The organism is Methylorubrum pseudosasae, assembly GCF_029504475.1.
Taxonomy (GTDB): domain Bacteria; phylum Pseudomonadota; class Alphaproteobacteria; order Rhizobiales; family Beijerinckiaceae; genus Methylobacterium; species Methylobacterium extorquens.
Genome location: NZ_JAQGDU010000002.1, coordinates 5,081,419 through 5,103,873, shown reverse-complemented (window position 1 = coordinate 5,103,873; position 22,455 = coordinate 5,081,419). Strand labels below are relative to the sequence as shown.

At 69.2% G+C, this 22,455-nt stretch carries 24 protein-coding genes and 1 riboswitch; of the genes, 11 read left to right on the top strand and 13 right to left on the bottom strand.

What is annotated here, in order from left to right; genetic code table 11:
* Positions 1–139: 139 nt before the first annotated feature.
* Both metH and M2437_RS25025 read left to right on the top strand, forming a co-directional pair.
* Positions 140–3,892 (top strand): methionine synthase, encoded by a 3,753-nt coding sequence (metH, locus tag M2437_RS25030; RefSeq protein ID WP_253388990.1) that lies wholly within the window; start codon positions 140–142, stop codon positions 3,890–3,892.
* Between the two features lie 143 nt (positions 3,893–4,035).
* Positions 4,036–4,251 carry a hypothetical protein gene (locus M2437_RS25025; protein WP_012253199.1) on the top strand — a complete coding sequence of 72 codons (216 nt, stop codon included), beginning with the start codon at positions 4,036–4,038 and terminating at the stop codon, positions 4,249–4,251.
* Between the two features lie 10 nt (positions 4,252–4,261).
* On the opposite strand, the gene M2437_RS25020 is transcribed toward M2437_RS25025, so the two are convergent.
* A complete protein-coding gene (locus tag M2437_RS25020) occupies positions 4,262–5,464 on the bottom strand; it encodes a GNAT family N-acetyltransferase (RefSeq protein ID WP_253388989.1) in 1,203 nt (400 codons plus the stop codon).
* A 205-nt stretch (positions 5,465–5,669) separates the two neighbouring features.
* On the opposite strand from M2437_RS25020, the gene M2437_RS25015 reads away from it, so the two are divergent.
* Positions 5,670–6,722 (top strand): polysaccharide deacetylase family protein, encoded by a 1,053-nt coding sequence (locus M2437_RS25015; RefSeq protein WP_253388988.1) that lies wholly within the window; start codon positions 5,670–5,672, stop codon positions 6,720–6,722.
* A 12-nt stretch (positions 6,723–6,734) separates the two neighbouring features.
* On the opposite strand, the gene M2437_RS25010 is transcribed toward M2437_RS25015, so the two are convergent.
* A complete protein-coding gene (locus M2437_RS25010) occupies positions 6,735–7,172 on the bottom strand; it encodes a hypothetical protein (protein ID WP_253388987.1) in 438 nt (145 codons plus the stop codon).
* 135 nt (positions 7,173–7,307) lie between these two features.
* Positions 7,308–7,514, bottom strand: a complete 207-nt coding sequence (locus tag M2437_RS25005; RefSeq protein ID WP_003601068.1) for a DUF2842 domain-containing protein — start codon at positions 7,512–7,514, stop codon at positions 7,308–7,310.
* A gap of 355 nt (positions 7,515–7,869) precedes the next feature.
* Between M2437_RS25005 and M2437_RS25000 the strand changes: the two genes are divergently transcribed.
* Both M2437_RS25000 and trhA read left to right on the top strand, forming a co-directional pair.
* The gene (locus tag M2437_RS25000) at positions 7,870–9,018 is read left to right on the top strand and encodes a COX15/CtaA family protein (protein ID WP_253388986.1); all 1,149 of its coding nucleotides are present in this window, start codon (positions 7,870–7,872) and stop codon (positions 9,016–9,018) included.
* Positions 9,019–9,299: 281 nt separating this feature from the next.
* Positions 9,300–9,980: a PAQR family membrane homeostasis protein TrhA gene (trhA, locus tag M2437_RS24995; RefSeq protein WP_253388985.1), complete on the top strand. Its 681-nt coding sequence runs from the start codon at positions 9,300–9,302 to the stop codon at positions 9,978–9,980.
* A 122-nt stretch (positions 9,981–10,102) separates the two neighbouring features.
* Here the strand turns inward: trhA and M2437_RS24990 are convergent, their stop codons facing one another.
* Positions 10,103–10,366 carry a hypothetical protein gene (locus M2437_RS24990; protein ID WP_003601063.1) on the bottom strand — a complete coding sequence of 88 codons (264 nt, stop codon included), beginning with the start codon at positions 10,364–10,366 and terminating at the stop codon, positions 10,103–10,105.
* Between the two features lie 258 nt (positions 10,367–10,624).
* A riboswitch (TPP riboswitch) is annotated at positions 10,625–10,729 on the top strand.
* Between the two features lie 74 nt (positions 10,730–10,803).
* On the opposite strand from M2437_RS24990, the gene thiC reads away from it, so the two are divergent.
* Together thiC and M2437_RS24980 are read left to right on the top strand one after the other, a co-directional pair.
* Positions 10,804–12,696, top strand: a complete 1,893-nt coding sequence (thiC, locus tag M2437_RS24985; protein WP_015822197.1) for a phosphomethylpyrimidine synthase ThiC — start codon at positions 10,804–10,806, stop codon at positions 12,694–12,696.
* Between the two features lie 216 nt (positions 12,697–12,912).
* Positions 12,913–13,260 carry a flagellar protein FlaG gene (locus tag M2437_RS24980; RefSeq protein WP_147016734.1) on the top strand — a complete coding sequence of 116 codons (348 nt, stop codon included), beginning with the start codon at positions 12,913–12,915 and terminating at the stop codon, positions 13,258–13,260.
* 173 nt (positions 13,261–13,433) lie between these two features.
* Here M2437_RS24980 and flaF read toward each other — a convergent pair whose 3' ends face one another.
* Positions 13,434–13,808 carry a flagellar biosynthesis regulator FlaF gene (flaF, locus tag M2437_RS24975; RefSeq protein ID WP_003601057.1) on the bottom strand — a complete coding sequence of 125 codons (375 nt, stop codon included), beginning with the start codon at positions 13,806–13,808 and terminating at the stop codon, positions 13,434–13,436.
* A gap of 177 nt (positions 13,809–13,985) precedes the next feature.
* Between flaF and M2437_RS24970 the strand changes: the two genes are divergently transcribed.
* The gene (locus M2437_RS24970; RefSeq protein WP_253388984.1) at positions 13,986–14,225 is read left to right on the top strand and encodes a hypothetical protein; all 240 of its coding nucleotides are present in this window, start codon (positions 13,986–13,988) and stop codon (positions 14,223–14,225) included.
* Between the two features lie 124 nt (positions 14,226–14,349).
* Here M2437_RS24970 and M2437_RS24965 read toward each other — a convergent pair whose 3' ends face one another.
* The 7 genes from M2437_RS24965 to M2437_RS24935 form a co-directional block, all read right to left on the bottom strand.
* Positions 14,350–14,490, bottom strand: a complete 141-nt coding sequence (locus M2437_RS24965; protein ID WP_015822199.1) for a hypothetical protein — start codon at positions 14,488–14,490, stop codon at positions 14,350–14,352.
* Between the two features lie 183 nt (positions 14,491–14,673).
* Positions 14,674–15,000, bottom strand: coding sequence for a hypothetical protein (locus M2437_RS24960; RefSeq protein ID WP_003601051.1), 327 nt, complete (start codon positions 14,998–15,000; stop codon positions 14,674–14,676).
* A 235-nt stretch (positions 15,001–15,235) separates the two neighbouring features.
* On the bottom strand, positions 15,236–15,805 hold the full coding sequence (locus M2437_RS24955; protein WP_253388983.1) for a metallophosphoesterase family protein: 570 nt from the start codon (positions 15,803–15,805) through the stop codon (positions 15,236–15,238).
* A gap of 57 nt (positions 15,806–15,862) precedes the next feature.
* Positions 15,863–16,963, bottom strand: a complete 1,101-nt coding sequence (locus M2437_RS24950; protein WP_253388982.1) for an energy transducer TonB family protein — start codon at positions 16,961–16,963, stop codon at positions 15,863–15,865.
* Positions 16,964–17,003: 40 nt separating this feature from the next.
* Entirely contained in the window at positions 17,004–17,465 is a 462-nt protein-coding gene (tolR, locus tag M2437_RS24945) for a protein TolR (protein WP_003602685.1), read from the bottom strand.
* An 84-nt stretch (positions 17,466–17,549) separates the two neighbouring features.
* A complete protein-coding gene (locus M2437_RS24940) occupies positions 17,550–18,251 on the bottom strand; it encodes a MotA/TolQ/ExbB proton channel family protein (RefSeq protein WP_003602684.1) in 702 nt (233 codons plus the stop codon).
* Positions 18,252–18,322: 71 nt separating this feature from the next.
* On the bottom strand, positions 18,323–18,805 hold the full coding sequence (locus M2437_RS24935; protein ID WP_003602682.1) for a hypothetical protein: 483 nt from the start codon (positions 18,803–18,805) through the stop codon (positions 18,323–18,325).
* Between the two features lie 568 nt (positions 18,806–19,373).
* On the opposite strand from M2437_RS24935, the gene M2437_RS24930 reads away from it, so the two are divergent.
* Entirely contained in the window at positions 19,374–19,805 is a 432-nt protein-coding gene (locus M2437_RS24930) for an Hsp20 family protein (protein WP_003602681.1), read from the top strand.
* Positions 19,806–19,978: 173 nt separating this feature from the next.
* Positions 19,979–20,260 carry a BQ00720 family protein gene (locus tag M2437_RS24925; protein ID WP_003602679.1) on the top strand — a complete coding sequence of 94 codons (282 nt, stop codon included), beginning with the start codon at positions 19,979–19,981 and terminating at the stop codon, positions 20,258–20,260.
* Positions 20,261–20,291: 31 nt separating this feature from the next.
* Here the strand turns inward: M2437_RS24925 and M2437_RS24920 are convergent, their stop codons facing one another.
* Positions 20,292–21,077: an alpha/beta hydrolase gene (locus tag M2437_RS24920; RefSeq protein ID WP_082290137.1), complete on the bottom strand. Its 786-nt coding sequence runs from the start codon at positions 21,075–21,077 to the stop codon at positions 20,292–20,294.
* A gap of 125 nt (positions 21,078–21,202) precedes the next feature.
* Here M2437_RS24920 and M2437_RS24915 point away from each other — a divergent pair, with 125 nt between their 5' ends.
* Positions 21,203–22,432, top strand: a complete 1,230-nt coding sequence (locus tag M2437_RS24915; RefSeq protein WP_253388981.1) for a glycosyltransferase family 4 protein — start codon at positions 21,203–21,205, stop codon at positions 22,430–22,432.
* The last annotated feature ends 23 nt before the right edge of the window (positions 22,433–22,455 follow it).

Genomic DNA, 22,455 nt, shown 5'->3' with positions numbered 1-22,455 from the left:
AAGGAGGGGGCTGGGAGCGATCGCGTTTTCTGGAGGCCTCCGAGGCCTCCGCTTCGCTCCGGCACCTCAGGCTGAGGTGGGTTGATGCGGCCGACACTTTCGGCCATCGCCGTCCCGGAACATCCCAGGATCGTCCGACATGACCGCTTTCCCCCCCGTCGACGGCACCGAGATCGAGCGCGCCCTGCGCCAGCGCGCGTCGGAAAAGATCCTCGTCCTCGACGGGGCGATGGGCACGGTGATCCAGCGGCTCAAATACACGGAAGAGGATTTCCGGGGTGAGCGCTTCAAGGATCACAGCCACGATCAGAAGGGCAACAACGACCTCCTGATCCTGACGCAGCCCGACGCGATCCGGCAGATCCACCTCGACTACTTCCTCGCGGGCGCCGACGTCTGCGAGACGAACACGTTTTCCGGCACCACGATCGCCCAGGCCGACTACGGCATGGAATCGATCATCCACGAGCTGAACGCCGAGGGCGCCCGCCTCGCCCGCGAGGCCGCCAAGCTGGCCGAAGAACAGGACGGCCGCCGGCGCTTCGTCGCCGGCGCCATCGGCCCGACCAACCGCACGCTGTCGATCTCGCCGGACGTGAACAATCCCGGCTACCGCGCCGTGACCTTCGATGGGGTCAAGCAGGCCTATGTCGAGCAGGTGCGCGGCCTGATCGACGGCGGCGCCGAACTCATCTTGATCGAGACGATCTTCGACACGCTCAACGCCAAGGCGGCGATCGCCGCCGCGTGGCAGGTGTTCGACGAGACCGGCATCCGCCTGCCGATCCAGATCTCCGGCACCATCACCGATCTCTCCGGCCGCACCCTCTCGGGCCAGACGCCGGCCGCGTTCTGGAATTCGCTGCGCCATTCGAGCCCGCTCACCTTCGGCCTCAACTGCGCGCTCGGCGCCAAGGAAATGCGCGGCCACATCGCCGAGCTGTCGCGCATCTGCGACACGCTGGTCTGCGCCTATCCGAATGCCGGCCTGCCGAACGAGTTCGGTCTCTACGACGAGAGCCCCGAGGCCATGGGCAAGCTCGTGGGCGAGTTCGCCGCCTCGGGCCTCGTCAACATGGTCGGCGGCTGCTGCGGCACGACGCCCGACCACATCCGCGCCATTGCCGAGGCTGTCGCCGACAAGAAGCCGCGCGAGATCCCCGAGATCCCGCGCCTGATGCGCCTGTCGGGCCTCGAACCCTTCGTGCTGACGAAGGAGATCCCCTTCGTGAACGTGGGTGAGCGCACCAACGTCACCGGCTCGGCCAAATTCCGCAAGCTCATCACCAACAACGATTACGCCGCCGCGCTCGACGTCGCCCGCGATCAGGTCGCGGCCGGCGCCCAGGTCATCGACGTCAACATGGATGAGGGCCTGCTCGACAGCGAGAAGGCGATGGTCGAGTTCCTCAACCTCGTCGCCGCCGAGCCCGACATCGCCCGCGTGCCGGTGATGGTCGATTCCTCGAAGTTCGAGGTGATCGAGGCCGGCCTGAAATGCATCCAGGGCAAGCCGATCGTGAACTCGATCTCCATGAAGGAGGGCGAGGCGAAGTTCATCGAGGCCGCCAAGATCTGCCGCTCCTACGGCGCGGCGGTGGTCGTCATGGCCTTCGACGAGCAGGGCCAGGCCGATTCCTACGAGCGCAAGGTCGAGATCTGCACCAAGGCCTACAAGATCCTCACCGAGCAGGTCGGCTTCCCACCCGAAGACATCATCTTCGACCCGAACATCTTTGCCGTCGCCACGGGTATCGAGGAGCATAACCCCTACGGCGTCGCCTTCATCGAGGCGACTCGCACGATCCGCGATACCCTGCCCCACGCCCACATCTCCGGCGGCGTCTCGAACCTGTCCTTCGCCTTCCGCGGCAACGAGCCGGTGCGCGAGGCGATGCACGCGGTGTTCCTGTTCCACTGCATCAAGGCCGGCATGGATATGGGCATCGTCAATGCCGGCCAGTTGGCCGTCTACGACGAGATCCCGGCCGAACTGCGCGAGCTGTGCGAGGACGTGGTCCTCAACCGCCGCGAGGACTCGACCGAGCGCCTGCTGGAGGCCGCCGAGCGCTTCAAGACCGGCGCCTCGGCCCAGGCCAAGACCGCCGACCTTACTTGGCGGGAGGCGCCCGTCGCCAAGCGCATCGAGCACGCGCTGGTCAACGGCATCACCGAGTACATCGTCTCCGACACCGAGGAGGCGCGCAAAGAGGCCGCGCGTCCGCTCCACGTCATCGAAGGCCCGCTCATGGCCGGCATGAACGTGGTCGGCGACCTGTTCGGCTCGGGCAAGATGTTCCTGCCGCAGGTGGTGAAGTCCGCCCGCGTGATGAAGCAGGCGGTGGCCTATCTCGAACCCTTCATGGAAGAGGAGAAGCGGGCCAATGGCGGCGACGGCAAGCGCCAGGCCGCTGGCAAGGTGCTGATGGCCACCGTGAAGGGCGACGTCCACGACATCGGCAAGAACATCGTCGGCGTCGTGCTCGCCTGCAACAACTACGAGATCATCGATCTCGGCGTGATGGTGCCGGCGGCCAAGATCCTCGAGACCGCCAAAAGAGAGAACGTCGACATCGTCGGCCTGTCGGGCCTCATCACCCCCTCGCTCGACGAGATGGTGCATGTCGCCGCCGAGATGGAGCGCGAGGGCATGGAGATGCCGCTGCTGATCGGCGGCGCCACCACCAGCCGCGTCCACACCGCGGTGAAGATCCACCCGGCCTACGCCAAGGGTCAGGCGGTCTACGTCACCGATGCGAGCCGCGCGGTCGGCGTGGTGTCCAGCCTGATCTCGAAGGAGACCCGCGGGGCCACCGTGGAGAAGGTGCGCGCCGAGTACGCCAAGGTCGCCGACGCCCATCGCCGCTCGGAGGCCGACAAGCAGCGCCTGCCCCTCGCCAAGGCGCGCGCGAACGCCTTCAAGGTGGATTGGTCGGCCTACAAGCCGGCCAAGCCCAGCTTCACCGGCACCCGCGTCTACGGTTCCTACGAGGTGGCGGACCTCGTCCCCTACATCGACTGGACGCCGTTCCTGCAGACCTACGAGTTCAAGGGCCGCTACCCCGCGATCCTCGACGATCCCGAGCAGGGCCCGGCGGCGCGTGCGCTGTTCGAGGACGCGCAGGTGATGCTCAAGCAGATCGTGGAGGAGCGCTGGTTCAACCCGAAGGCGGTGATCGGCTTCTGGCCGGCCAACAGCGTCGGCGACGACATCCGGCTCTTCACCGGCGAGAGCCGGCAGGAGACGCTCGCGACCTTCCACGGCCTGCGCCAGCAGCTCTCGAAGCGCGACGGGCGCGCCAACACCTGCATCTCCGACTTCGTGGCGCCGGCCGAGACCGGCATCGCGGACTATGTCGGCGCCTTCGTGGTGACGGCGGGCCTGGAGGAGGTGCGCATCGCCGAGCGCTTCGAGCGGGCCAACGACGATTACCGCTCGATCCTCGTGAAGGCGCTCGCCGACCGGATCGCCGAGGCCTTCGCCGAGCGGATGCACGAGCGCGTCCGCAAGGAGTTCTGGGGCTATGCGCCGGACGAGGCTTACGCCCCCGAGGAGCTGGTCTCGGAAAAGTACGACGGCATCCGGCCCGCGCCGGGATACCCGGCCCAGCCCGACCATACGGAAAAGGTGCAGTTGTTCGATCTGCTCAAGGCGGAGAGCCGCATCGGCGTGAAGCTCACCGAGTCCTACGCCATGTGGCCGGGCTCGTCGGTCTCGGGCCTCTACCTCGCCCATCCCGACGCGCATTACTTCGGCGTCGCCAAGGTGGAGCGGGATCAGGTCGAGGACTACGCCCTGCGCAAGGGCATGGATGTGAGCGAGGTCGAGCGCTGGCTCGGGCCGATCCTCAACTACGACCCGGTCCGCTACCTCAAGGCCGCGGCCGAGTAGTCACGCCGAATAGGTCACAGGTGGCGCGGGATCGCACAGCAACGCTCCCGCGCCGCGACTTTTTCCTTGCCGAGGGGCGGCGGGGCGCGGCACGCCTGCCGTTACGACCCGCGGGGCTGACCCGCCTTCGACAGGAAGTCCCGATGCGCTCCACGCTGCTCGTCCTCGCCGCCGCACTCCTCGCCTGCGGGCTGTCGGCCTGCAACAGCACTGATTCGGGCGGCCCCGGCCTGGCCTCGGCCTTCGAGACCAGCAATTACCGGCACTCCTCCGACACCAACGGCACCCAGACCCGCCGGGACGTGAACCGCGCCTACACGCAGCCCTCACTGCCCACCATCGCCAACCGCGGCTTCTGAGCCGTCTCGCTCAGCGCCGCAGACGCCGACGCAGGCTCTGGGCCGCCGCCCAGAGCCGCGGCGAGCGCTTGATCCGGTGCTTGAGCCGCACCGCGAGCCGTGAGGCGAGCACGAGCCCATGGCTCGCCGGGCTCACCGGCACGGTCTGCTCCACGAGTTCGATGGTCTCGTCGCAGGTCTTGGCCTTGTAGCCCGCCTCGCCGACGCCGAGGTCGAGCGCCCGGCGGCCCCGCGCGGCCTGATGGCCGACCAGCCGATGCAGCAGGATCTCGCCGGGGCTGAACCGGCCGAGTTCGGGGTCGGTGTCGAAGGACGTCCACATCCCGCAGAAGCGGGCGCCGTCCACCGCGCCGCCGAAGGTCGCCAGGATGCGACCGCTCTCGCTCGCCACCAGGGCGTGAACCTCGATCGCCGCGCCGCCGCCATCCGCGTCCGGGGCCGTTGCGGCAGCGATGAAACGGCGGATGTCGGCATCCGCGTAGGGGTCGGCGACGCCGAGATCGGCGAAGCGCGCGGCCTTCTGCGCGTAGAACGCCGCCTGGATCTCGGCGGCCGCCGCCGGCGTCTCGGCGACGCGATGCTCGACGGCGCCTAGAAACTCCACGAGCTTGCGCTCCTTGGCCCGCAGCTTCTTGCGGGTGTCGCCGCTGAACACCCGGCGCAGGGTGGCCTCGGTGTCGGGGCCGAGCAGCATGCCGTAGGCGTCGCTCGGCGCCGGCAGACCGCCTCCGGCCAACGGGTTCGGGGTGCCGTCCCAGACGCGCGGCTGGTTGCGGAGCGCGAAGGCGTCGATGCCCGCCGCACGGCCGGCCCGGATCAGCGCCTCGGTCAGATCCTCGGCCGGCATCGCCGCCGCCTCGCGGGAGGCGAAGAGCGGCATGTGGAAGTTGGCGTGTCGGTCGCCGACCACCCGCGCGACCCGCAACGGACCGCGACGCCCGACCGTGAGCGGGATCAGCACCCGCGCGCGTCCATGCGCGTCGCGGAGCACGAGAATGCGCGTCGCCTCACCGGCATCGATCCCGGCACCGAGATAGGCCGCCACCCAGTCGAAGCGCTGGTAGGGCGTCATCAGGACGGCCGAGTCGGCCTCCAGCCCCCGCCACAGCCCCTCGACCGCGGCGAGATCGGAGAACACCTCCGCGGTGAGGCCGCCATGGCCCCGCAGCCCCGCCCGCACGGGGCGCCCCAGATCTTCGGCGAGAGCCGCCATTCCCACATCTCCCCTTGCGGGCGCCCGTCACGGCCAGGACGGGCAGCCACGCACAACCGCCTCCGGGCGATCCTGCCGGGTTCGTCCTCAAGCCTCGGTTGATGCGGGCGGCCGATCTGCGGGGATGGGTAACGAAAGCTTTTCGCGTCCGTCGCTAGGCTTAAGGCGATGCCGGGCCGCCCGGTGCTTCGAGCCGAGACGGGCCATGCCCTCGCCCCGCACCCGACACCGCCTGTTCCGCGCCGGCTTTCGGGCGATCACCGCCACGGGCGCCGACCGCTGGCTCGCCCCCGCTGCCCGCGGGCGCGGCGTGATCCTCACCTTCCACCATGTTCGCCCCGAGCCGGTGCCGGGTTTCGCCCCGAACGCCCTCTTGTCGATCACCCCCGCCTTCCTGGAGCGGACGCTGGCGCTGCTGGCCGCCCGCGGCTTCGACCTCATCAGCCTCGACCAAGTCCCCGAGCGGCTCGCGGCCCCGGAAAGCGGAAAACCCTTCGCGGTGCTGACCTTCGACGACGGCTACCGCGACAATGTCGAGCACGCCCGCCCCGTGCTGGCGCGGCACGGGGCGCCGTGGACGCTGTTCGTGACGAGCGACTTCGCCGAGGGGCGCGGGCGGCTGTGGTGGCTCGAACTGGAGCGGGCCGTGGCCCGGGTCGACGCGGTGCGGCTCGGCTCCGGCCTCGTCCTGCCGGCCCGCACGGATGCGGAGAAGACGGCCGCCTTCGAGACAGTCTATCGCACCCTGCGCGCCGGCCCGGAGCCGGTCCTGCTCGACGAGATTGCCCGGTTATGCCGCGAGGCCGGGTTCGAGCCGGGCGGGCTCGCCCGCGAGCTCTGCCTGAACTGGGGGGAGCTGCGCGATCTCGCCCGCGACCCGGCCGTCTGCATCGGCGCGCACACGCTCTCGCACCCGATGCTCGCCAAGCACGACGCCGCCTTCGCGGAGCGGGAAATGGCCGAGAGCCGCGCGCGGATCGAGGCGGAACTGGGCCGCCCCGTGCGCCACCTGTCCTATCCCGTCGGCGATCCGACTTCCGCCGGGACGCGGGAATTCGACATCGCAAAAAGACTCGGCTTTGCCACCGCGGTGACGACCCGGCCGGGCCATCTGTTCGCGGGGCATGCAGACCATGGCCACGCCCTGCCGCGGGTCTCGGTGAACGGGCTGCACCAGAGCGACGCGGCGCTGGCCAGTCTTCTCTCCGGCGTGCCGTTCCTGGCCTGGAACCGCGGGCAGCGGCTCAACGTGGCGTGAGCGGAGGCCGCCTCAGCGGCGCCGACGGCGCGAGCGCGACGAGCCGCCCTCCGACTCCCCTGCGCCGGCATCGGCGCTGCCGACATCGAAGCTGGCGCTGGCCCGGCCGCGGCGGCCGGAGCGCCGCCCCCGGCGCCGTGCCGGCTCGATATCGGGCTCCTCGATCGAGGGGATGCCGGGGATCGTCGCGGTCGAGGCGACCGAGGAGGTGCTGGAGGCGTCGTTTCCGCTGACATAGCCGCCGCTCGCGACGTTCCGGGCGGGCGGGCCGAACATGGCGAGGCACTGGTTGTAGGCGAGGTCGTTCTTCAGCCGCTCGCATTCCGCCATCGAGCGCGGCGTGCCCTGCGCGGCCGCGGTTTCGGCGGCCATCGGCACGGCGAGCATCAGCGAGGCGGCGAGGAGGTGCGGACGGAACGAAAGCGCGGGACGGCGCGAGGAGGGGCGCATGGGCGACGGGCGACCTTCGGAGACGAACCTTGAGCGTAGGACGTCCCGCCTTCTCGCCAGGGAGTGCGGCGAAAAAAGGGGCCGCTGGCGTTCAACCGTGTCCGAAAGCCGGCGGCCACCGTTCGGAACGATGCGCTAATTGTCCGGCCGGTCCATCCAGCGGATCAGCGGCATCAGCGGGAAGATCCAGGCGATGCCGAGGATCGAATAGATCACCGTCTGCACCGCCGGATGGGTTTCCGAGATGCGGCTGTCGGCAAGCGCCATGGCAAGCGGCGCGTAGACGATCACGAAGGCCAGGATACCGAAGGTTCCGAGCAGGGTGCGCGTGCGGCGGCGCATGGGCCTGGATCTCTCGCGTTCGTGGGTGAGCGCCCGGCGGACGCCGGAACGGGTCGTACCGGTCCTGCTCGCGCCCTGCAACGCGGCAACCCTGCGTCATGGGGCAATTGCGCGAAGCCGCGGATTGCGGCTTCGCGACGCGAAGAGCGTCGCGCGGAGCGGGCCTTGGCTCAGCCAAGGCGTCGAGCGGAGCGAAAGCCCAAGGGGCCGAGGCGTTCCGCGGAGGCCGGCATGAAGAAGGGGGATCGCCTCGTGCGATTCCCCTGCCTGCGCCATAGGCCGCGTTGCGCGCAGGGTCCCGCTTCCCGTAAGCCACCCCGAACATTCCCGGCTGCCGGACCTGACGCGCGAGACCATGAGACTGTCGACCCATCCGACCCTCGACCGCTTCGACGCCGTCCCGGCGGCCTCCTACCGCCCCGGGCACGGCGCGGTGCGCGCGTGGCTCTATCTGCTCGCCGTGCTCGTCGTGGCGATGGTCGCTGTCGGCGGCGCGACGCGGCTCACCGGCTCCGGCCTCTCGATCACCGAGTGGCGGCCCGTGACCGGCGTGGTCCCGCCGCTCGACGCCGCCGACTGGGCGGTGGAGTTCGAGAAGTACCGCGACACGCCGCAGTACCGTATCCTCAACCAGGGCATCGGGCTCGACGGCTTCAAGACGCTCTACTGGTGGGAATGGGGGCATCGCCTGCTCGGGCGGATCGTCGGCCTCGTGTTCTTCCTGCCGTTTGCGTGGTTCTGGGCCCGCGGCATGCTCGGGCGCCGTCTCCTCACCGGCCTCCTCGGCCTCGGCCTGCTCGGCGGGCTTCAGGGCGCGATCGGCTGGATCATGGTGGCCTCGGGCCTCCAGCCCGGCATGACGGCGGTGGCGCCGCTCAAGCTCGCCCTCCACCTCACCACCGCGAGCCTGATCCTCGCCGGCCTCGTCTGGCTCGCCGCCGGCACCCGCCCTCGGGCGCTCGCTCCGGCGCCCGAACCGGTACGGGTCGTCGCCTGCCTGTTGCCGGCCCTGGTGCTGGTTCAGATCTGGCTCGGCGGGCTCGTGGCCGGTTCGAAGGCGGGCCTCCTCTACAACACCTGGCCGGACATGGATGGCGTTCTCGTGCCGCCGGCCCGGGTACTGTTCGACAAGGTGCCCTTCATCGAGAACTTTATCGACAACCTCGCCTTGGTGCAGTTCAACCACCGCCTCTTCGCCTATCTCGTCGTGGTGGTGGCCATCGCCCACGCGATCCAGGCCGCCCGGACGGCGTCCGGCAGCGCCGCGGCGGGCCGGGCGATGGGCGTGGCGGCGCTGGCAACGGCACAGATGGGTCTCGGCATCGCGACCCTCCTGCTGCATGTGCCGCTCTGGGCCGGGCTCGCGCATCAGGTCTTCGCCATGGCGGTGCTGATCATGGCGACCGTCCATGCTCGTCTCGCCCGCGGTGTGCCCGCCGCCGCCGCACCCACGGGGGCGGAGGTGCCGATCGGGCTGGAGGCGCTCGCCGGCCGCGGCGCCTGAGCCGGCTCTGCGCCCGTCGGCCGGTTTGGCGCGAAACCTGCCTCGCGGCCGAGGCAGGTTCATGAAACCGTCGCGATGGGCTTCGATGCTCGGGGGGAAGGCTCAAGGGAACCTTGGCCGACTGCGCCGCAGCATAGAAATCGGCTTACCCCGAGGCGCAAAAGGTGGGTTCCAGTCGTCGCCGCAACAATTTCGGTGGAAGACCGTGCCCTCGGTAGTCCGGCGATGGAACGACTCGGCGCTCTATAGAATTAAATACCTCGCCAACACAGGAGCAGAGGATGTTTCTGGCCGAGGACGGACGCCCGCTTGCGCTGACATGGAACTACACGCCCAGTGAATTGCGGGCGGACGGTGTAGTCCATATCGCAGGCATCGCCCTCGGGTTTCTCGGCGCGATCTGCTTGGTCGTGACGGCGGCCCTCAACCATCTCGGGTGGATCGAACGGGCCTCTCTGCTGGTCTACGCCACCGCGTTGCTGGCGATGCTCGGCGCATCCGCTGCCTACAACATGTGGCCGGTGAGCCCGCGCAAGTGGATCCTGCGCCGTTTCGACCATGCCTTCATCTATCTGATGATCGCCGGCACCTACACGCCGGTCGTGGCGCTGGTCGGCTCCGGCCCCGTCGCCTGGACGCTGCTCGCCCTGATCTGGACGGTCGCGCTCACCGGCATCGCCATCAAGATCCTGATGCCCGGCCGCTGGGACCGTGTCTCGATCGTGCTCTACCTGATGCTCGGTTGGAGCGGCGTCCTCGCCTACGAGTCGGTGATTTCGGGGCTCACCCCGTCCGCCCTGTGGCTCCTCGCCATCGGCGGCCTGCTCTACTCGGGCGGCGTGGTCTTCCACGTCTGGCGCAGCCTGCCGTTCCAGAACGCGATCTGGCACGCCTTCGTGCTAGCCGCGACCGCCTGCCATTACGGGACGATCATGGCGAGCGTGCTGCACGTCGGGGCGTGAGCGTTCTCGCCTGTCCCATCATCGGGCCGCGAAGCCGCCGACACGCGCCAGGACGATGCCGCGCGTGATCCGGGAATAGAAAAACGTGGGAGACCGGGCCGGACGCCGGAGGCGCCTGATCCTCAGGCCGGCTCGGAGATGCTGCTGCCCTCGCCCAGGGTGTCGGAGGCGCGCTCAACGGCGCTGATCGCATCGAGCAGGTGCTGCACGCTGCGCTCCACCTCGATCCGCGGCCGGTCCATGACGGCGGCCCGCGCCACCAGCCCCTCGAGCTGATCGAGCACGTCCAGGAGGTCGCCCGCAACAGCCGCCACGTCGCAGCCGGCGCGGGCCGGCGTGGCGGGGGCAGGGGGGCGGCGGAAAGGGATGACCGTGCTCATCGCCATCGTGTGTCGCGAAAAGGCGGGCGCATGGCCACCCGCCGACCGGGCGTCATCCACACCCAAGCCGCAGTGCGGGGTCGCCAAAGGGGGCTTCCTGGCTCAATTGGTGAGTTTTTCGTCGAAACCGTGTCTCGAATCCCCGGCAAACGGTCAAGCTTTTCCGCCGTGACAGCGGGCGTCTTCCGAAACGGAAAAATCTTTCCTCCGAATCGACCCGTTCCGGCGATGGATTGACAAGGATCGCGTCGAAGCAGAGGTTGGAATCGTTCCGAGGGGGGCCCCGTATGGGGCTGAGAGTGGGCATGCGCCCTGACCCTTGAACCTGATCCGGCTCGTACCGGCGGAGGGACGGGAACCAGTGGCCGCTGCTCACAGGCAGCATCGGTCAGCCGCACCATCGTCGGGACCACGGGTCGCCTCCCCTTTCAGGAGCGACAGCGATGAACGCACCCGTCCGTCCCAAAGATCTTCCCAACAGCAATCCCGCCAGCGTGACCACCGGCCCCGTGCAGGGCTCGCGCAAGGTCTATGCGGAGGCGCCCGGCCGCCCCGACATCCGCGTGCCCTACCGGGAGATCGCCCTCTCCGACCCGAAGGAGGAGCCGGTGCGGGTCTACGACCCGTCGGGCCCCTACACCGAGACCGATGCGGCCATCGACCTCGAGAAGGGTCTGGCCCCGGTCCGCGAGCCGTGGATCGTCGGGCGCGGCTACGCCGCCGTGAAGCCGCGCGAGGTGAAGCCGGAGGACAACGGCTTCGCGGCTGCCGACAAGCTCGTGGCGCCGTGCCCGGCCGAGCGGACGATCCGCCGGGCGGAGCCGGGGCAGCTGGTGACGCAGTACGAGTTCGCCCGCGCCGGGATCATCACCGAAGAGATGATCTACGTGGCGCATCGCGAGAACGCCTGTCGCGCGCAGATGCTGGAGCGGGCGGAAGCCGCGCTCGCCGACGGCGACAGCTTCGGCGCGGCGGTGCCGCCCTTCATCACGCCCGAATTCGTCCGCGATGAGGTGGCCCGCGGCCGCGCGATCATCCCGGCCAACATCAACCACCTCGAACTCGAGCCGATGGCGATCGGCCGCAATTTTTTGGTGAAAATCAACGCCAATATCGGCAACTCGGCGGTGACGTCTTCCGCAGCTGAGGAAGTCGAAAAACTGGTCTGGTCGATCCGCTGGGGCGCGGACACGGTCATGGACCTCTCGACGGGCCGCAACATCCACAACATCCGCTCGTGGATCGTGCGCAACTCGCCCGTCCCGATCGGCACCGTGCCGATCTATCAAGCGCTGGAAAAGGTCGGGGGCGACCCGCTGAAGCTCGATTGGGAGGTGTTCAAGGACACGCTCATCGAGCAGGCCGAGCAGGGCATCGACTACTTCACGATCCATGCCGGCGTGCGGCTGGCCCATGTGCCGCTGACCGCGAGGCGCACCACCGGCATCGTGTCGCGCGGCGGCTCGATCATGGCGCGCTGGTGCCTCGCCGGTCACCGCGAATCGTTCCTCTACGAGCGGTTCGACGAGATCTGCGACATCATGCGGGCCTACGACGTCTCGTTCTCGCTCGGCGACGGCCTGCGCCCCGGCTCGATCGCGGATGCCAACGACGCGGCTCAGTTCGCCGAACTGGAGACCCTGGGCGAACTCACCAAGATCGCCTGGGACAAGGGATGCCAGACCATGATCGAGGGCCCCGGCCACGTGCCGATGCACAAGATCAAGGTCAACATGGAGAAGCAGCTGCGGGAATGCGGCGAGGCGCCGTTCTACACCCTCGGCCCGCTGACCACCGACATCGCGCCGGGCTACGACCACATCACCTCGGGCATCGGCGCCGCGATGATCGGCTGGTTCGGCACGGCGATGCTCTGCTACGTCACGCCGAAGGAGCATCTCGGCCTGCCGAACCGCGACGACGTGAAGACCGGCGTCATCACCTACAAGATCGCCGCGCACGCCGCCGACCTCGCCAAGGGCCACCCCGCAGCGCAGCTCCGCGACGACGCACTCAGCCGCGCCCGGTTCGACTTCCGCTGGGAGGATCAGTTCAACCTCTCGCTGGATCCCGACACGGCGCGCGCCTACCACGACGAGACCCTGCCGAAGGACGCGCACAAGGTCGCCCATTTCTGCTCGATGTGCGGCCCGAAATTCTGCTCGATGAAGATCACGCAGGATCTGCGCGCCGACGTGCTCGCCATGGAAGAGGCCGGCATCGTCATCGGCCAAGCCCAGCCGATGAGCGACGCCGAGCGCCAAGCCGGCATGGCGGCCAAGTCGCAGGAGTTCCTGGAAGAGGGCGGCAAGCTCTACGTCGACGCGGCGGAGTAAGCCGCGCGTGAAATGCGGGATGGCCGTCCGGCGGGCGGCCATCCTCGCAGAACCGATCGGGTGACGCGAATTCGCGAAAACTCTTCAGGGTATCTTTACGGATCAGTGAGGCTGGCGGCCGTTCCCGGGGGACAACCGGCGGGCCTTAAGACTCCAGTAGCGACGCGCGCAATCTCCTGAGGTCCGGCCTCGCGCCGAAACCGAAGGAATGCAGCCATGGACCCGATCAGGGCCGCGGCCTCGACGCCGCCCGTCTCAACCGCACCCATCACCCCCATCCGGCCGGTTGGGGAAACCGTTCGCGACGAGGCTCCTGCCTCGCGCGTGCTCGACCCCGCGGTCACCGTCGCGGTGAGCCCCGAGAGCACGGAAGCGAAACCGTCCGAGCCGGATCGGCGGGCCTATATCCGCGATGCGGAGAGCCAGAGCCTCGTTTTCCGGGTCACCGATCCGCAGACCGGCGACGTGGTGATGCAGATCCCCGACGAAGTGATCCTCAAGGCACGGGCCTACGCACGGGAAGCCGCGCCGTTTCTCGGCGAGCGCGTCGCCAAATCGGCCTGACCAACCGCCCAGCGACATCGCCCGTCCGACGCCCTCCGACGCGACAGAACGCTCGGAGGTGCGGGCACCCGCGCGCCGCGACATCCTACGGCGGATGACGCCCGGACAGCACGCCGCCGAAGGTGACTCGATTCGGCGGCTCTGATTCGATTCGGCGTGCGGTCAGCCGGCGTTTACGCGCCCGGCCCGGCGTCACCCTGAAGCCCCGCGGCGATGTGGTTGTTGAGCGAGACCAGCGACTCGATCTTCTGCGCCGTCGGCTCGATCATCGTGTCCAGGATCGTATGGAACACGTAGGCCGAGAGCTGCGCCATGCTGGTGCGGACCTCGACGGGGAGCGGGCTGCTCGGCTCGGTCGCGGCGGAGGCCAGGATCGTCCAGACGCGCTGGTTGAACGTCAGCGCGTCGTTGAGAGCCGGCCCCGCCTCGACCTGTGAACCGAGGGACTGGAGACGGCCGGCGGCCTTCAGCAGAACGGCCGCCTCGGCTTCTCGAGGGGAGAGCGCCACGCGCGAAGCCTTCGCATAGGCATTGGCCGCGTACTGCATTGTTGGTGTTCTCCCTGCGCCGCCCTCGGCCGATCGCAGGCGGATCAATGCATCGTTTTTGTTAAAAGCCGGTATGCGAGCAATCTGCCCCATTGGCGCCCCGAAAGCGGGCGAGTGCTTCGGCGTGGCGGCCGCTAAGGCCAGTCCGTGCCGCATCGGGTCCGGAACCCGTTTCAGATGACGAATTTCTTTCTCGGACTGATGGCTGGCTGCATCATTGCCGGCGTCGTCACCATCACCGCTGCGCGGCACCCGGCGGTCCAAGTGCGGCTCGGCCTCGTGCCGCCCGCTCAGGCGGCGGTCGTCGTCGCGCCCCGCCCCGAGACGCCCCGCTGCCCGGTGCCGAAGACGGCGAACCAAGTCGGCAATCCGGAGATGCTGTTCTCGCGTAACCGCCTCTGGTCGGTCGCTCCCTGAGGCGGGCCTCAACTCCTTGAGACAGATCTCACGACATCCGGGCGTTCGCTTCGCCGGGCGCGATGGTGTGTTTCACGCGAGCACCGCGCAGTCCTGACGCCGCTCTCGCCGAGCGGAAGCGGTGTCAGACGCTGCTGCTGAGCAGGAACATCACCATCGTCGTCGCAACGGTGCTGCCGAGGAAGCCGAACAGGGCCGCGGCGAAAGAAGGACCGGTCCGCGTTTCGGCGGCGGGCTGACGGAGGGCGTTGTCGGTGGCGATCATGGCAAGACCCTGAAAGGAGGAGAGGAGTTTTCCGGCGCGAAGCGGTCGGTTTCGTTGCGATAGACCTGCGCTTCACGGTGACGCTTGGCGGTGCGGGACCACACGCCGGCCCGCGGACGGATCCGGCTTTCGCAGCATCGAGTTACAGGCAGCTTCGACCCGCGGAGCGCGGGTCAGCCCCGGTCAGTCGCAGCGGTTGACCTGCTTGGCAGCGCGCAGGGACCGGAGTTCGCTGCGCAGATCGATCGAGACGATGTCGGCCCCGCAATCCTCGAAGGCGTCCTGCGCCTCATGGTAGCGGTCGCCGATCTCGTCGAGGGTGTCGCAAACCCGGTCGTGATTGCCGAGCCGCGCTTCCTGGCGGGCCTGATAGCGCAGCGCGCTGGCTTCCTGGATCTTGCGGCGGCCGTCGAGACAGCCGGGGGCCGCGAGCGCGGAGGAAACGAGAGAGACGCCGACGAGGGAGGCCGCAAGGCCGGCGAAAACGGTGTGTCGCATGAGGTGACGCATGGGGCAGACCGAAGCTGTTCGACAGAAGTCGTGAAAAGGTTAAGGGGCGCTCAACATGCAGGCGTCTCAGTGTCTTCACTGATCCTGCCGCGACGTTGCCGTCCGTCTTGGCTTCTGAACGGTGACGCTAAGCCGATGGTTCCGAAACTCGCCTGCGGGATCTGCCAAGATTCTTGGAGGCTTCCTCGACGATTCTTGGTGGAACATTCGGCGCACTGGGATTCGATCGACATCCCTATCCCTCGGCGGCCTCCTTGCTACCGAGATCCGGCCCGGCACGGTTCCGGCGCGCCGTCTCCGACACACGCCCCCGCCGAGAGACGAGAATCTGGTCGAGGGTGACCGGCGCTAAGCCCTGCGCATCGACGCCGACATCGTATTGTCGCGGGATCGGCTTGAGCCGGCCGTGGGAATGGCCGTGCAGGTTGATCGCGCCGCGGCCGAGGCCGTTCCAGGTCCGGAAGGCATAGTGACATAGCACGAGGCGGCGGCCCTCGACTTCGGTCTCTGCGTAATGCGCCACCGAGGTCCAGCCGGGCGCCGAGAGGGTGGCGGGGCCGTCATTGTTGCCGACGATGAGATGCTTGTGGCCGTTGAGCGCGCCGAGCAGGGCCGCGATGCGCTCCGGGGGCGGGCCGAGGGCGAAGTCGCCGAGATGCCAGACGGTGTCGTCCGGCCCGACGACGGCGTTCCAGGTCTCGACCAGAGCCGCATCGTGGGCCGGCAGATCCGGAAAGGGGCGCCTGTCGATCCGCAGGATCCGGGGGTCGCCGAAATGCGTGTCGCTCGTGAAGAAGATGGTCATCCGCCGCGCTGTCCGGTGTGAGCGGGACAACGCGGCGGACGGAAGAACGATGCCGGCCTAACGCCCAGGGCTGAAGCGCAGCGGCACGGTGACGGCGAGGCTCGGCTGCGTCACCCCGGCGGGGGCGGGCGGCAAGCCGCCGCGCACCGCCGCGAGCGCGGCGCTGTCGATGGCGCCCACCCCGCTGCTGCCGGTCACGGCCGCGCCGCTCACCGCGCCGGAGCGGCTCACGGTGAAGCGCACGGTCGCGACGCCGCCACTGGTGCCGGCCGCGGCCTCGCGGTTCATCCGGCCACGGATCGTCGCGGCGATGGAGCCCTTCCAGGCGGCCATGGCGTTGGGATCGCTGGCCGCGGCGGCCGTGCCCGTCGCGCTCTGACGCGAGGTGGCGGCGGAGTTGCGTTGCGCATTGCCCGCCTGCGCGGCCTGGGCACGCCGGGCGGCATCGCGCTCCGCCTTCGCCTTGGCGGCCTTGATCCGCGCTTCCTTCTGCGCCTCCTCGCGCTTCTTCTCGAGGATCTCCTGGCGGCGTGCCTCGCGCTCGGCCTCGCGCTTCTTCTCCAGCGCAGCCTTGCGGCGCTCCTCGATCTTGGGGTCGGTCTTGGGCCGCTCCGGCACCTTCGCCACCACGGGCGGGGGCGGCGCCAGGGGCTCCGCCTCCTGCGCCTCGGAGGCGATGATCTGCTCCTCCGGCGGCGGGGGCAGCGTGTCGGGCGGAACCTCCGTGACGGCTTCCGGCGGCGGAGGCGGCGGCTGCACCTCCTCCGGCATGACCTCCGTCATCTCGGGGGGAGGCGGGGGCTTCACCTCGTCCGGGGTCTCGACCGGCTCGGCCGTCTCCGGCTCGCCCTCGGGCTTGGCCTCCTCGGGGATCGCCTCGGACTGCGCCGTCTGGGCGGGGGCCTGCGTCTCGGCCTCCGCCATCTGCGGCGCGAGATCGATGGTGATCTCCTGCTCGCCCGGCGGCGCGGGCGGTGTCAGATGCAGATAGGTGATGCCGATCAGCCCCGCGGCGTGCAGGGCCAGGGCCAGGGCGAAGGCGGCCGCGAGGCGCCCCTGGCCGCCTCCCTCGGACGGGCCCGAGGGCAACCCCTGCCCGGCATGAGCGGGCACGGGAGCCGGCATCGGGGCAGATATCGGGGCCTGCATCGGCGGCATGGGGGCGGCCTTCGGAGCTGGCTTGGGAGCGGCCATCGGCTTAACGGGGCGTCCCTGCGGCCGGCGCGCCACCCGCCGATTGGGCAATCAGCGAGACCTTGGTGAAGCCCGCCTGACCGACGAGGCCCATCACTTCCATGATTCGGCCGTAGGGCACCTCCCGGTCGCCGCGCACGAGCACGACCTGATCCGGGTTCTCCGCCCTGAGCTGCTTTAGGCGCGGCAGGATCGTCTCCGGCGTGAAGCCGTCCTTGGCGATGAACGGATTGCCGTCCTTGTCGATGGAGACTTCGAGCGGCTTCTGCGACTGCGCCACCTTGGCGGCGGTCGTCTTCGGCAGTTGCACCGGCACGCCCGTCGTCATCAGCGGCGCGGCCACCATGAAGATGATCAGCAGCACCAGCATCACGTCGACCATCGGCGTGACGTTGATCTCGGACATCGGCGTGGCGTCGAGGCCGTCCTCGTCGTCGCTCGCCGAACGCGCGGTTCCCATGGCCATGGCTTCGCCCTTCCGGGTGTCGGCGGCCGCCCGCCGAGCTGAGGCGGGCGCCGCGAAGGTTTCAGGGGTCGGCGAAGAAGCGGATTATTCGGCCGCCGCGGCCCGGGCGTGGGGGCCGCGATCACGGGCGAGGCGGTTGCCGAGCACCGAGATGCAGGAGACGAAGCTCGACTGGATGCGGGCGACGTCGCCGGAGAGCTTGTTGTAGGCCATCACCGCCGGGATCGCGACGACGAGGCCGATGGCGGTGGCGAACAGCGCCTCCGCGATGCCGGGTGCCACCACCGCGAGGCTGGTGTCCTGGCTCTTCGCGATCGACGAGAACGAGTTCATGATGCCCCAGACCGTGCCGAACAGGCCGACGAAGGGGGCGGTGGAGCCGGAGGTCGCCAGCAGCGGCAGCCCGCCCTGGAGACGCTTCACCTCCAGGCTAAGCGCGCCCTTCATCGCCCGCTCGATCCGCTCGCGGCGCTCGGCCCGGCTCTCGCTCGGATCCTGGTCGCGCCACGCGTCGAGCCCCGCCTTGACCACGTGGCCGGCGATGCCCTTCTGCCCGGTATCGATGGTGCCCTCGGAGCGGACCATCGCGTCGAAGGCCTTGGCCTGCCGCTTGGCGGCGGAGAGGCGCACGATCTTCTCGAAGACGACGGTCCAGCAGGCGAGCGAGGCCACCACGAGGAGAATCATCACGCTTTTGACGATCGGGTCGGCCTGAAGGAACAGACCGATGAACGACATGTCGTGGGCTGCAGCGACCGCCTCGGCGGGCACGGACGTCGGATCCATGTGTGACTCCTCGTGGCTCCAATAGGCGTCCGTCGCACCCGGTCGAACCGGTGGGACGGCCGTGGCCGGCCTCAGCGATCGAAGGCGGCCGATGTCTTGGTGGCGGGCTCGATCCGCTCCAGGCAGGTCTCGCGGGTGGCGTCACCGCCCTCGCAGGCGAGCACGTCGTTGAGCAGAAGGCGGCCGATTTTCGGGCAGGCGAGGCCGGCGAAATCGAAGAGCCGCACCACGGTCTTCTTCTCTTGGACCGGGCCCAGCTCGACGGCGAGGCGCTTCTGCGCGACGCCCTCCGTGTCGAAGGCGAACAGATCGACCTTGAGCGACTTCAGCGCGGGCCCGCGGCTGTTGTCGACGAGCATGTAGGTGCGGCAGGCCTCGCCCGCGGGCTCGAGCCGGTTCAGTTCGATCTTCAGGGGAGGGGCGTCCGATTTGGCCGGCGGCGTCGCATCCTGTGCCATTGCGGCGGGGATCGCGGTGATCAGCGCTGCGGCGAGGGCGGCACCCGCGAGGAGGCGTCCCCCGATCCCGCCGCGTCCCGGCCCTGCATCGCTCATTGCCCAGCCTTCCTGAATCACGACGATCTCATCTCCCCAATCTCGCGCCGCCCCGGAGATCCGGAGCGGGCCGCTTGACCCGAAGGCCGAAGGACTGCCGCTGTCCCGCCGACATTCGCTTCGCCATGGTTTCGACGGTGCCGAGAGGCGCCGTCGTCCGGGGCGAGACCACCGTGACGCGATCTCCACCGCATGGCGATGTGCGGATACAGCAAAGGTCACGTCCGGCGCTCGTCACAGCACCGTGTACGTTTCCGGGCGTGCCTATCCGACAAGCAGGGTACCGATCAAGGTTTGCAAAGAATTTCAGAGCAATTCCAAACTATTGGAGAAGGCAGGCAAGCGAACTGGGATTTCTCATTTGTCCCGGCGTGATTGCCGGTTTGTCCCGAATTGCCGTTCCCCGCGCTTCGCCGACCGCATGGCCGACCACCCTTGATCGGCATCCGCCCGCTTTCCATATCCCGTCTCAAGAGCGCTGCCGCGAGGCGGGCTCGAGACCGCAAGGTGCCGCCAAGGGCTCGACGCCGTTCGATCCCCCAGGGCCTTGCCGGAGGTTTGAGCGACGATGACGCGGCCGTCCCCGTTCGGGTACCCATTCCTGCTCGGCTTCGACGAGATCGAGCAGGCACTCGATCGTGTCTCGAAGGCCGCCAGCGACGGGTATCCGCCCTACAACATCGAACGTGTCACCCGCAGCGAACGCGAGCCCGAACGCTTGCGTATCACGCTCGCGGTGGCCGGCTTTACGCAGGATCAGCTCGACGTCTCCTTGGAGGAGAATCAACTGGTCGTGCGGGGGCGGCAGGTCGACGACAAGTCCCGTCACTACCTGCACCGCGGCATCGCGGCGCGGCAGTTTCAGCGGGCCTTCCTCCTTGCCGACGGCATGGAGGTCTTGGGCGCGGAGCTGTCGAACGGGCTTCTGGCGATCGATCTCGCACGGCCGGAGCCGGAGCGCATCGTGCGCAAGATCGCGATCGCCGCCAAGGATCCGTGATCCCGAACGGCGACCCTGACCTGCGCAGCCTACGGACGATGCGACTGAGCCGCGTCGATGCATCGCAGGCTGCGTCGCCCGTCTCTCGGGCCTCCACCCCATCCCGGATTTGTCGCTGCCGATGTGCAGGACCATATCCGGTTCAACGCTCTGCCTCGGAAGGAGGGCATTCCATGACCACAGCCACAACCGACCTGACCATCGACACGACCGCCAACCCCGCCATCGACCCGGCGGAGTTCGCCGCACTCGGCGAAGGGCACATCGCCTATGTCCGCCCGATCCGTTCGGACGAGGTGCGCAGCCTGTTCCCGCAGGCCCCGGAGATGACCCCCGGACTCGACCTGTTCGCCCTGCTCTCGGCGAGCGGCGCGCCGATCCTGCTCACGGATTCCCGCGAGGTCGCCGTGGCGAACGCCATGGCCCACCAGCTCTTCCCGGTGAGCCTGCACTAGAGCCGTTTCCCCGCCGCTCGGCGGGGGCGCATCAGGCCATCGCCGCGACCGTGCGCACGAGGAGGTCGATATCCTCGGGCCGCGACAGGCGGTGGTCGCCATCCTTGATCAGCGTCAGCCGCGTACCCTGCGCGGGCAGGCGTTCCAGAATCCGCAGGGCATGCGGATAGGGCACGTCCGGATCGGCCATGCCCTGAAGGATGTGCACCGGGCAGCCCGGTTCCAGGTTTGCGTCCAGCAAGAGGTGACGCCGCCCATCCTCGATCAGCGCCATGCGGATCGGGTCGGGCTTCGGCGCATAGGGCGTCTCCCGATACCACACGCCGTCGCGCTCCAGGGTCTGCCGGACCTCGGGCGGGAAGGCGTCCCACATCAACGCCTCGGTGAAGTCGAGGGCGGGGGCGATCAGCACCATTCCGCCGAGATCCGCCCCGCGCCGCGCCCGCTCGCGGGCGACGAGGCAGGCGATCCAGCCGCCCATGGAGGAGCCGACGAGGATCGGCCGCTCGTTGGCGTAGCGGTCGATGACGGCGCAGGCGTCCGCGAGCCAGTCGGAGATGGTGCCGTCCTCGAAGCGCCCCTCCGACTCGCCGTGCCCGGAATAGTCGAACCGCACCATGCGCCGGGCGTTCTGCGCAGCCCAGGCGTCGAGGGCGGCGGCCTTCGTCGCCCGCATGTCGGAGCGGAAGCCGCCGAGCCAGACCACGGGCGGCCCCTCGCCCTCGCGAACCCGCACCGCCAGCCGGCGCGGGGAGGGGCCTTCGATATCGAGCGTCACGAGGGGCAATTCGCCCGGCGAAGTCTCCGGATCGCTCACTGGCGCGGAAATCCTGTGATTCTGAAACAACTCGGCGACGCTTCGTTTACCGAACCGTAAAGCCGCGGGGACAATCCTTACCTCATGACCCAATCCCAAGCGACCGTCCCAGCACGGGTGACGCGATGAACGGAGGCAGCCTGTCCGGCGGCCCGGTGCAGTTGTCCGAGGCTTCGCCGTTGGCGGGCGTCACGGTGCTGCAGATCATCCCGGCCCTGGAGGCAGGGGGCGCCGAGCGCACCACCGTCGACGTCGCGGCCGCCCTCGCCGAGGCCGGCGCGCGGCCGCTGGTGGCCACGGAAGGCGGGCGGCTCGTCGGCGAGTTGCAGGCCAAGGGCGGGATCTGGGTGCCGTTCCCGGCCAACACCAAGAACCCGTTCGCCATGGCGCTCAACGTCGAGCGTCTCGCCCGGCTCTGCCGCCGCGAGAACGTGCAGATCCTGCACGCCCGCTCCCGCGCCCCGGCCTGGGTCGCGCTCGGCGCCGCGCGCCGGCTGAAGCTGCCCTTCGTGACGACCTATCACGGCAGCTATTCGGGCCGGACCAGCGTCAAGGTCCTGTACAATTCGGTGATGGCGCGGGGCGACGTCGTGATCGCCAACTCGCACTACACCGCCGACCTGATCCGCCGGACCCATCCCGACCAGGCCGGGGGGCGGATCACCGTGATCCACCGCGGCACGGATCTGGCGGCGTTCACACCCTCGGCGGTCGCGGCGGCACGGGTCGAGAGCTTGCGCCGGGCCTGGAACGTGGCGCCGCACGAGCGGGTCGTGCTGCTCGCCGCCCGGCTCACCGCCTGGAAAGGGCAGCGCGTGCTGATCGAGGCCGCCGCCCGCCTGCGCGACCTCGGCCTCACCGACTTCGCCGTCGTGCTCGCGGGCGATCCGCAGGGACGCACCGCCTATGAGCGCGAGCTCGACGCGCTGATCGAGACGCGTGGCCTGTCGGGCATCGTGCGCCGGGTCGGCCATTGCACCGACATGCCGGCCGCCTTCCGCGCGGCCTCCGTCGTCGCGGTCCCCTCGGTGGAGCCGGAAGCGTTCGGCCGCTCGGCGGTCGAGGCCCAGGCGCTCGGCATTCCGGTGGTCGTCTCCGATCTCGGCGCCGTGCCCGAGACCGTGCTGGCGCCCCCCGATGTCGAGCCCGGCCAGCGTACCGGCTGGCGGGTGCCGCCCGGCGATGCCGCGGCTCTGGCCGAGGCGCTGAAGGACGCGCTCTCGCTCGGTGCCAGCGCCCGCGACGGCCTCGCGCGCCGGGCGCAGGCCCATGTCGAGGCGAATTTCTCGCTCGATCGCATGATCGACGGCACCCTGAACGTCTACGCCGACCTTCTGAACAGAGCCAAAACGTGACAGGGTGAACCGAAATCAGTCCC